Genomic DNA, 9,423 nt, shown 5'->3' on the forward strand with positions numbered 1-9,423 from the left:
CAATCGCATAAACGTATCCTCTACCGTGCTTTACTTCCATACCTTATCTTACCATGCACATGACCATAGCAAGAAAAAATATGGAAATATGGAGCGCCTAACTCATGACTAAAAGTCACGAGTGTGCGGCTTGCAGAAATCAATAAATTCAAAATAAATTCAAAAACTAAAATTTAGAGTCGTAAAAAAGCTCTTTGACCTTTTGAATATGTCCAGATGTTGCGCCTTTATGCCATAATTCAGAACGCGAACGACTCCAATAATGAGCTTCACCTGTAGATAATGTTTTTTTTATTGATTCATAATTCATCCAAGCCATCATCAACACAGTACCATCGCGGTAATCTTGTGCTATTGCAGGAATCAAATCTTGCTCATTAAACTTCAAAGATTCCATTATTTTGCAAAAATTTTGATTTTAGACTCTTTCTTTGCGTAAGGCAATTATTAACTCTTATAAATTTAAGAAAGTAGAGACAATAAATTTATTATCTCTACATAGCAGATGCTAAATAAACATCTACTCTAGCCGACACTTGTTAGTGAAAATTAGCATTGTGTCGTATCAAATTCATAAACTCCTCACGAGTGCGTGCATCTTCTGAAAACACGCCGCGCATTGCACTAGTAACAGTCCAAGAACCGGGTTTTTGCACGCCGCGCATCACCATACACATGTGAGTTGCTTCTATTACCACTGCAACCCCTTGAGGTTTGAGTAAACCTTGCAGCGCATCAGCAATTTGTAGGGTGAGACGTTCTTGCACTTGCAAACGTCGGGCATACATTTCACAAATACGGGCAATTTTAGATAATCCTATCACCTTCCCATTGGGAATATAGGCAACATGAGCGCGACCAATTACTGGCAGAATATGATGTTCGCAAGAACTAAAAATATCGATGTCCCGGATTAATACCATTTCATCAGCATCTTCTGTAAATACTGCCCCATTTAGCAGTTCATCCAAAGATTCATGATATCCCTTGGTGAGAAACTGCAAAGCTTTCACAACTCGCTTGGGAGTATCTTTCAATCCTTCTCTGTCAGGATTTTCTCCTAATCCAATGAGCAAGGTACGTACAGCTTGCGCCATTTCTGCTTCGGTAACAGTTGGTAACTGTTGAGTAGATAAAGATGAAACCAATTGAGCAGCAGAATTTATATCGGGACGAATCGATAGAGTCATTATTCTTTGTTTGAGTGGTATAGATTAATAAATTAGTTAATAGTTCAACATTCATGAATAACTATTAACTAAACCAGATAATAACTTAACACTTACTAATCATACCAGACATTCATTAAGCCGTGAGTAAAATTGGCTAATATCTAACTTTCTACCAATAAAAACTGCTTGATTTTTCGGTGGAGTCTGCCATTCATCAGCATGTAAGCTATAGCGAAGTCCACTCATCTGAAAAATATGGCGCAATTCACTATCACTAAACCACAAAATCCCCTTAGCACGAAATACATCCTGTGGCATTTCTTCGGTGAGAAAGTTCTCAAATTTATGCACATCAAATGGTCTATCAGTTTGAAAAGAAATCGAAACAAATCCATCATTGTCTAAATGATGTGAGTGATGTTCGTGATGATGATGTTCATGATTATGGTCATGATCATGATGATGGTGTTCATGCCCGTAAGTATCTTCCGCATCATTGGCAGTATACTCATCTATTGGAGTTAAACCCACATCTAAAATTAATGGTAAAGCCACTTCTCCATATTTTGTATGCAGAATTTTTGCACCAATTTTCATATCATGGATGCAATTTTCTACATATTCTAATTTTTCTGGAGTCACGAGGTCTGTTTTATTCAGAAGAATAATATCTCCATAAGTAATTTGTTTTAAAGCAGCTTCACTATCAAAATGTTCTTCATTAAACGTTTCAGAATCTACTACAGTTATAATCGAGTCGAGGTTTGTTAAATCTCTTAATTCTGTACCTAAAAAAGTCAATATAATTGGCAGTGGGTCAGCAACACCAGTAGTTTCAATAACTAGATAATCAATGCGGTCTTCTCTTTCTAAAACTCGATAAACCGCATCCACTAAACTATCGTTGATAGTACAACAAATACAGCCATTAGTCAGTTCGACCATATCTTGGTCTACAGAAATTAGCAATTGGCTATCTATATTGATGTCACCAAATTCATTTACAAGTACAGCAACCTTTAAATCTTGTTTATTTTTGAGAATTTGATTTAGCAGCGTAGTTTTACCACTGCCTAAAAATCCGGTGATAATAGTAACAGGCATTCCTTGTTTAGGAATATCAAGACTTGGGTTTAAAGTTGGTGCAATTAGTTGAGTCATAATCAATTCAACCTTCTATTAATTTCAAAATTGTTAGTAGTAATTAGTAATTGCTAGTAGTCAGTTTTCAAAAGTCCCAGTAACCACTTTTTATCTCCTCATCTCTATCGAACCGACCTTAAAAATACTTTGCGTCCCTCTGCGCTTACCTTTGCGTTACTCTGCGTTTAAAAAATTCAAACTTCTGCAAATCTGTAGTAACAAATTTTTACTTTTGTCTCTGTGACTGTTAAATTACTGTCTTAGAGTTTATAACCTCTCGTAGACGATGTAGAAACTCATCTATATTTAGTACACCCAAATCTCCAGATTGTCTAGTTCTGACACTCAAGTTTTGATTCTCCACCTCTTTTTTACCTACAACAGCAACAACTGGAATTTTTTCTAACTCTCCTGTGCGAATTTGCTTACCTAAACGCTCACCACTGCTATCTATTTCTACCCTAATCCCAGCTTTTTTAAATGAAATTGCTACTGATTCTGCATACTCTCTAACTTCATCACTGACAGGTAATAATCGCAGTTGCACTGGTGCTAACCATAAGGGAAAATCACCAGAATAATTCTCAATTAAAATCCCAAAAAAGCGTTCCAATGAGCCAAAAATAGCTCGATGAATCATAATTGGTCGTTGGCGACTTCCATCAGCAGCAATATATTCCATATCAAAACGTTCAGGTAGGTTAAAATCTACCTGAATGGTTGAACATTGCCAAAGACGACCAATAGCATCTTGAATTTTGATATCAATTTTGGGGCCATAAAAAGCACCTCCGCCTTCATCAACAATATAATTCCAGCCTTTAGCATTCAAAGCTTGTTCAAGTGCTGAAGTTGCTAACTCCCAGACTTCATCATTCCCCACTGATTTATCAGGACGGGTAGAAAGATTCACTTCATAATTTTTAAAGCCAAAGTCTGACAAAATATGCTCTGTGAGATTTAAGACTCCGAGAATTTCAGCAGCAATTTGGTTAGGTAAACAGAAAATATGAGCGTCATCTTGGGTAAATCCCCTAACTCTCATCAAACCATGTAGCGCCCCAGAACGTTCATAGCGATAAACTGTTCCTAATTCTGCCCATCTCAAGGGTAGTTCTCGATAAGAATGGAGTTGATGCTTGTAAGTTAATACATGAAATGGACAATTCATTGGCTTAATTTGATAAGCCTGATTTTCCACATCCATCGAGTCGAACATACTCTCTTGATAAAAATCAAAATGACCCGATGTTTTCCATAAATCGAGATTTGCTATATGCGGTGTGTAGAGTAATTGATAACCATATTCTAGATGAGCTTTTCGCCAATAATCTTCAATTATGTAGCGAATAGTCGCTCCTTTGGGATGCCAGAATACTAAACCCCCACCAGCATCTTCTTGAATGCTAAATAAGTTAAGTTCTTGACCTAACTTTCTATGGTCGCGGCGTAAGGCTTCTTCTCTTTGTTTGAGGTAAGCTTGTAGTTGTTCTTTTGTTTCCCATGCTGTACCGTAAATTCGTTGCAGTTGGGGTTTGGTTTCATCTCCTTGCCAATAAGCACCAGCAATATTTAACAATTGAAAGGCATCAGGATGGATTTCACCAGTAAAGTTAGTGTGTGGCCCTGCACATAAGTCCCACCAATAGTTACTTGCTGGTTGAATATCTGTGATGAACAATGAAGACTCTGGTTTACCAGTATCAGGACTACCAATAAAATAGCGGGTGATTGTCTCTTTTTCTGGAATGCGTTCTAAGATTTCTAGCTTGTAAGGTTCTTTTAATTCCGTAATTTCGGCGCGAATTTCGTCTCGTTGTACCTCTTCGCGGATGATAGGTAAGTTTGCTTTGATTATCCGCCGCATCTGTTGCTCAATTTTGCCCAAGTCATCAGGTGTGATGCTGACTGGACAATCGAAGTCGTAGTAAAACCCGATTTCTGTGACTGGGCCAGTTGCTACTTTAGTCCCTGGAAATAGCTTCTGCACTGCCATCGCCATTATATGGGCGCAGGTGTGACGAATCCGCACCAGTTTCTCACTGTCGTGTTGACTTAAGTTTTCCTGGGAGTGGATTAATGAACTGACCATATTTAAAAAGAATGAGAATCGTTATCATAATAGCGCAAAAAAAGTTTGATGGTGCAACCTGGATGGAGAAAAGATAGAAGTGTTTAATTTTGGGTACGTTATTGGATGGTTGCAATGGAAAATGGTTGGGCGATGGAAGTCACGTTCCTCAAGAAGTGGCGTTGCTGATTGAGGAAAATTCTTACACTTTGCGTTTCCGGTGTGGGTTATTATAGGGGAGCGTTTTTGGTTAGCCTGCTTGTACTCTGCTGAACGTGTGGGAAAGAGCTACACTTGGCTTTACAATAGCTGGGACTATTTTCTCGCAAGCCATTCTTGCACCTGATAAATTCCGTGCTGTTGGCCCTACTTGCAGGGCGGCTAAACCACCCATGATAAATAATTCACAACCAGGCCAACGCAGACAAGTATCTAAAACTGGCAAACCTTTGACTATGGGAATGGGGTAAGCTGCTAAAATGTCCTTTAATAAGGGTTCAGTGGTGACATCGAATTTAGTGCCAGTGGAAAGCCAAATATAATCACACTCGTGCTTACTACCATCACTACATTCCACTCGCCAATTTTCACCTAACCATTCGGCTTTTACTACTTGACAGTTTTCATCAAGTTTGATTTTACCACGACGTACTTGTTGTCGTATTTTGGTAGCGATGTCTACGACGGGCTACGCCTACGCCGGATCTGATTTTACCAATCATGTATACTTGGTCTTTTATGTCAATTCGTAAGTCCTAAATTATTTTGACTTTTAAATTTAAAAAATGTCCCGTTCAGGATACACTCTTCCCGTCTTTGCCTGTGCTGCTGCTGTTGCAGCTTTACACTGGTTACACGATCGCAAATCCCTAACTTTAGCATCTGTAGATTTGATTGAACCGTCTCAAATCGCTGAAATCCCCATTGAACAGGTAGCAGGATTATCTGAGAATACAGCTTTAGCAATTACCCGTAGCGATCCTGGTGATAATCTGGATCTGACTAAAGATACACCCATTTGGGCATTGGTGGAGTTGAGAAGAGGGGATGAGGGGGATGAGGAAGCAGTAATTATTAAAGGCGGGGAAGGAATTGGTAGACAGATGAATGCTGATGACAAGCCCGCTATTTATGCTTATGCTCAAAGGCTTTTAAAGGAAAATTTGCAACGGATGCTAGCACCGGGAGAAAAAATCACGGTGACGATTATTCTACCTGAAGGGCGATCGCTAGCTGTTCGGACTTCAAATTCTGCTTTTGGTGTGGTTGAAGGACTTTCCCTTTTAGGTACAAGCGGTATATCTCAACCTTTAAGTACACCAGATCAGCTTGCAGTTTTTCGGGCAGAATTACAAAATAAAGCTAGTCGTTTTGAGAGTTTAGTATTCTGTATCGGGGAGAATGGCCTAGATTTAGCGCGTAAACTAGGGATTAATCCCGAACAATTGGTCAAAACTGCTAACTGGCTTGGGCCAATGTTGGTAGAAGCTGATGTGCTAGGCGTGAAAGAAATCTTATTATTTGGCTATCACGGGAAGCTGATGAAACTGGCTGGAGGGATTTTTCACACTCATCACTACTTAGCTGATGGACGGCGAGAAATTTTGGCAGCGCACTGTGCGATCGCAGGTTTAAAATCACCAGATATCCAAGTTGTGTTTAACAGTGCTACCGCCGAAGCAGCACTAACATATCTAAAATCTCTAGATACTACAACTGGCAGTGATTGGGTAAATCAAGTCTACAGTGCGATCGCCGAAACCATCGATGTCCGTTCTCAAGAATACATCCAAAGCCATAGCGAAAGGGGCACAGCAATTACAGTTTGTGGCTCGATTCTGTTTGATCGCGATCGCAAAATTATCGTGAAGAGTAAAACTGCTGCTCTGTTGATGGGAAAATTATGTTAATTTATTATGAATAATCGTAAACAATCCAAATAAATAATTTTTTAAATAACCACTCTAGGGTAAGTTTATCGTTCTAATACCATCTCCGGCTCCGAGACTAGACAAACGCACATAACCTCGCGTTTGTCTAGGGCTTTTATACCATTATCAGGCTAACCAGGCTCGGTAATAGCATCACTATAGACCACAAAGCATCTACCCTTAACAGACATAACACTTCCGTCATGAATACAGTGGTGACTCTACCAACAGAACAAGCGCCCCAAATATTGGAAAATGTTGGGCGGCTTGATCGACAATTGATTGTAATTCTAGACTTCGGCTCTCAATATTCTGAGTTGATTGCCCGTCGCATCCGCGAGACTCAAGTATACTCTGAAGTTTTATCCTATCGCACTACTTCTGAACAATTGCGCGAACTCAATCCCAAGGGAATCATCCTCTCCGGTGGGCCGAGTTCGGTTTATGGTGATAACGCTCCCCATTGTGACTCAGAAATCTGGAATTTGGGAATACCCGTCTTGGGCGTTTGCTATGGGATGCAACTAATGGTAAGCCAACTCGGTGGGGAAGTAGCAAAGGCTGACCGAGGTGAGTACGGCAAAGCATCATTATATATTGATGATCCCACAGATTTGCTCACTAACGTTGAAGATGGCACCACCATGTGGATGAGTCATGGAGACTCTGTTACCCAAATGCCATCAGGGTTTGAATTGCTGGCACATACAGAAAATACCCCATGTGCAGCGATCGCCGACCACGAAAGGAAACTTTACGGGGTTCAATTCCATCCAGAGGTAGTACATTCTCTTGGTGGCATAGCATTAATCCGTAATTTTGTCTACCATATCTGCGATTGCGAACCAACTTGGACAACAGCAGCTTTTGTCGAAGAGGCAATTCGGGAAATTCGCACCAGAGTTGGCGAGAAGCGGGTGCTGTTGGCGCTGTCTGGGGGAGTGGATTCTTCTACCCTGGCTTTCTTGCTGTATAAAGCGATTGGAGATCAACTGACTTGCGTGTTTATCGATCAAGGCTTTATGCGAAAGTATGAGCCAGAGCGATTGGTAAAACTGTTTCAAGAGCAGTTTCACATTCCTGTAGAGTATGTGAGTGCCCGCGATCGCTTTCTAGCTAAAGTTGCTGGTGTTACAGATCCTGAAGAAAAACGCCGCCGCATCGGACACGAATTTATCAATGTATTTGAGGAAACCTCCAAGCGCCTCGGACACTTTGACTATTTGGCTCAAGGGACTCTTTATCCAGACGTGATCGAATCTGCTGACACCAACGTTGATCCCCAAACTGGTGAGCGGGTAGCGGTGAAAATTAAGAGTCATCACAATGTTGGTGGTTTGCCCAAAGACCTAAGATTTAAATTGGTGGAACCACTGCGGAAATTATTTAAAGATGAAGTCCGAAAAGTTGGGCGTTCTATTGGTTTACCAGAAGAAATTGTCCAACGACAACCTTTTCCTGGGCCTGGTTTGGCAATCCGCATTCTGGGGGAAGTTACATCTGAGCGGTTAAATATTTTGCGTGATGCCGATTTGATTGTGCGGCAAGAAATTAACCAACGCGGTATGTATCATGATTTCTGGCAAGCATTTGCTGTATTGCTGCCAATTCGTAGTGTTGGCGTTATGGGCGATCAACGTACTTACGCTTACCCTATTGTTTTGCGAATTGTTACCAGTGAAGATGGTATGACTGCTGATTGGGCCAGAGTCCCTTACGATGTCCTGGAAGTAATTTCCACGCGGATTGTGAATGAGGTAAAAGGGGTGAATCGAGTGGTTTATGACATCACTTCTAAGCCACCTGGAACCATTGAATGGGAATAATCAAGTTTTGAGTTTCTTCTGTGGTTCTGGAACACTTGCAGTGGTTTAAATATCTCAAAATGGCAATGCCGATCTGAATGAATCATTTTCAAAGTCGGCATTCTCTACTTTTTGCAGACAACGAAAAATAAGTAGTGTTATGGCAACGCACAGAAAGCTTATAACTACGACTTACGCATTGACAGGAAAGACCAAGTATAGATAATTGGAAAAACCAGATCAGTCGTAGGGGCAATTCATGAATTCCCCCTACGACACAGGTCTATTTAGCATCAATAAAAAACCTGAAACGGGGTGTTTAGGTTAATGCACATCATAATCACTTTGTAAAGTGCGTAAGTCCTAATAACTTATCCTGTTGAAGGCATCTACCGCCGACTTATCCTAACGCTCTTCTATGACTCTCACGAGATAAAAATCAGAAACCTTTGTTGTCACTAGTTTCTATAAATCTATGAGTAGGTTGGGTTGAGGAACGAAACCCAACGCCAATAATCCCTGCTTTTGTTGGGTTTCACGTTGTTCAACCCAACCTACAAATATTTTATTTTTTCAACGTAATAAAAGAGCGCTAACTACCTTGGCGACTGCTTTGATACTAATTTTCTGAGGATAAGTACAAATAATTATGATCCTGGTACAGATTTAGTCTAACTTAAGGATTAGTAAGATTCTAAGAGATAGGTTCAGTATGGCTAGATCCAGAGGATTTTTGACGGTACTTTTCGACTTCTCGTTTTCGGAATTTATTACACCAAGCATCGTTGGTATTCTTTACGGTATTGGTATGTTTTTTGCTGGCTTGGGAGCATTGGGCATTATTTTAGGCGGTATTCATCAAGGATTTTTTCCTGGTATTGTGAGCTTATTGCTCGCGCCGCTAGCTTTCTTGTTGTACATAATATTTATTAGAGTTGGGTTAGAAGGTTTGCTGGTGGCATTTCGCACCGCAGCTAATACAGGTCGGACTGCGGATAATACAGAAGGTCTGAGAAATCCCTAAATTAGTGAAGCGTGGCGGAAGTAAAGATACCATTCAAGCATTGGAAATTGATAACCTGAAAAACATCTAACTTGCACAACCGAATTAAACATAACTCTTGTGGAGTGAGTATCTTCCCTATGTCTGGTTGTAGACAAAAAACAAGCAGCTTATTAGAAATAACTTTCATTCGATCAACGTTAGTAAGGAATCCCCGTTCTAAAGAACGGAGCTTTTAGGACTTTCCGGCTCTAACGAGCGGATTAAGAGCAAAGGCTAACCCTACCAGACTAAGTAT

The 9,423-nt window shown here is 40.3% G+C and carries 8 protein-coding genes and 1 pseudogene; 4 read left to right on the forward strand and 5 right to left on the reverse strand.

Features of this window, described 5'->3' with window-relative positions:
* Window positions 1–166: 166 nt before the first annotated feature.
* The 4 genes from V7K98_RS20200 to thrS all read right to left on the reverse strand — a co-directional run bounded on the left by V7K98_RS20200 (window position 167) and on the right by thrS (window position 4,407).
* The gene (locus V7K98_RS20200) at window positions 167–397 is read right to left on the reverse strand and encodes a phosphoribosyl-AMP cyclohydrolase (protein WP_335024989.1); all 231 of its coding nucleotides are present in this window, start codon (window positions 395–397) and stop codon (window positions 167–169) included.
* A 142-nt stretch (window positions 398–539) separates the two neighbouring features.
* Window positions 540–1,190 (reverse strand): GTP cyclohydrolase I FolE, encoded by a 651-nt coding sequence (gene folE / locus V7K98_RS20205; protein ID WP_335024991.1) that lies wholly within the window; start codon window positions 1,188–1,190, stop codon window positions 540–542.
* 99 nt (window positions 1,191–1,289) lie between these two features.
* Entirely contained in the window at window positions 1,290–2,333 is a 1,044-nt protein-coding gene (locus tag V7K98_RS20210) for a CobW family GTP-binding protein (RefSeq protein WP_335024993.1), read from the reverse strand.
* Window positions 2,334–2,562: 229 nt separating this feature from the next.
* Window positions 2,563–4,407 (reverse strand): threonine--tRNA ligase, encoded by a 1,845-nt coding sequence (thrS, locus tag V7K98_RS20215; RefSeq protein ID WP_335024995.1) that lies wholly within the window; start codon window positions 4,405–4,407, stop codon window positions 2,563–2,565.
* An 89-nt stretch (window positions 4,408–4,496) separates the two neighbouring features.
* Here thrS and V7K98_RS20220 point away from each other — a divergent pair, with 89 nt between their 5' ends.
* Entirely contained in the window at window positions 4,497–4,622 is a 126-nt protein-coding gene (locus tag V7K98_RS20220; protein WP_335024997.1) for a hypothetical protein, read from the forward strand.
* A gap of 14 nt (window positions 4,623–4,636) precedes the next feature.
* Here the strand turns inward: V7K98_RS20220 and V7K98_RS20225 are convergent.
* A pseudogene (locus tag V7K98_RS20225) lies at window positions 4,637–5,053 on the reverse strand (FAD-dependent oxidoreductase); the annotation flags it as partial.
* A 118-nt stretch (window positions 5,054–5,171) separates the two neighbouring features.
* On the opposite strand from V7K98_RS20225, the gene cbiD reads away from it, so the two are divergent.
* The 3 genes from cbiD to V7K98_RS20240 all read left to right on the forward strand — a co-directional run bounded on the left by cbiD (window position 5,172) and on the right by V7K98_RS20240 (window position 9,146).
* Window positions 5,172–6,296, forward strand: coding sequence for a cobalt-precorrin-5B (C(1))-methyltransferase CbiD (gene cbiD, locus V7K98_RS20230; protein ID WP_335025001.1), 1,125 nt, complete (start codon window positions 5,172–5,174; stop codon window positions 6,294–6,296).
* A 224-nt stretch (window positions 6,297–6,520) separates the two neighbouring features.
* Window positions 6,521–8,143 (forward strand): glutamine-hydrolyzing GMP synthase, encoded by a 1,623-nt coding sequence (guaA, locus tag V7K98_RS20235; RefSeq protein WP_335025003.1) that lies wholly within the window; start codon window positions 6,521–6,523, stop codon window positions 8,141–8,143.
* 691 nt (window positions 8,144–8,834) lie between these two features.
* The gene (locus V7K98_RS20240; protein WP_335025005.1) at window positions 8,835–9,146 is read left to right on the forward strand and encodes a DUF4282 domain-containing protein; all 312 of its coding nucleotides are present in this window, start codon (window positions 8,835–8,837) and stop codon (window positions 9,144–9,146) included.
* Window positions 9,147–9,423: the final 277 nt, after the last annotated feature.

The sequence above is a fragment of the Nostoc sp. genome (assembly GCF_036917435.1).
In the GTDB taxonomy this organism is placed as follows: domain Bacteria; phylum Cyanobacteriota; class Cyanobacteriia; order Cyanobacteriales; family Nostocaceae; genus Nostoc.

Bases quoted from the DNA above. Each gene is read 5' to 3' on its own strand.
- V7K98_RS20200 (WP_335024989.1), bottom strand. From the start codon at position 397: ATGGAATCTTTGAAGTTTAATGAGCAAGATTTGATTCCTGCAATAGCA.
- folE (WP_335024991.1), bottom strand. From the start codon at position 1,190: ATGACTCTATCGATTCGTCCCGATATAAATTCTGCTGCTCAATTGGTT.
- V7K98_RS20210 (WP_335024993.1), bottom strand. From the start codon at position 2,333: ATGACTCAACTAATTGCACCAACTTTAAACCCAAGTCTTGATATTCCT.
- thrS (WP_335024995.1), bottom strand. From the start codon at position 4,407: ATGGTCAGTTCATTAATCCACTCCCAGGAAAACTTAAGTCAACACGAC.
- cbiD (WP_335025001.1), top strand. From the start codon at position 5,172: ATGTCCCGTTCAGGATACACTCTTCCCGTCTTTGCCTGTGCTGCTGCT.
- guaA (WP_335025003.1), top strand. From the start codon at position 6,521: ATGAATACAGTGGTGACTCTACCAACAGAACAAGCGCCCCAAATATTG.
- V7K98_RS20240 (WP_335025005.1), top strand. From the start codon at position 8,835: ATGGCTAGATCCAGAGGATTTTTGACGGTACTTTTCGACTTCTCGTTT.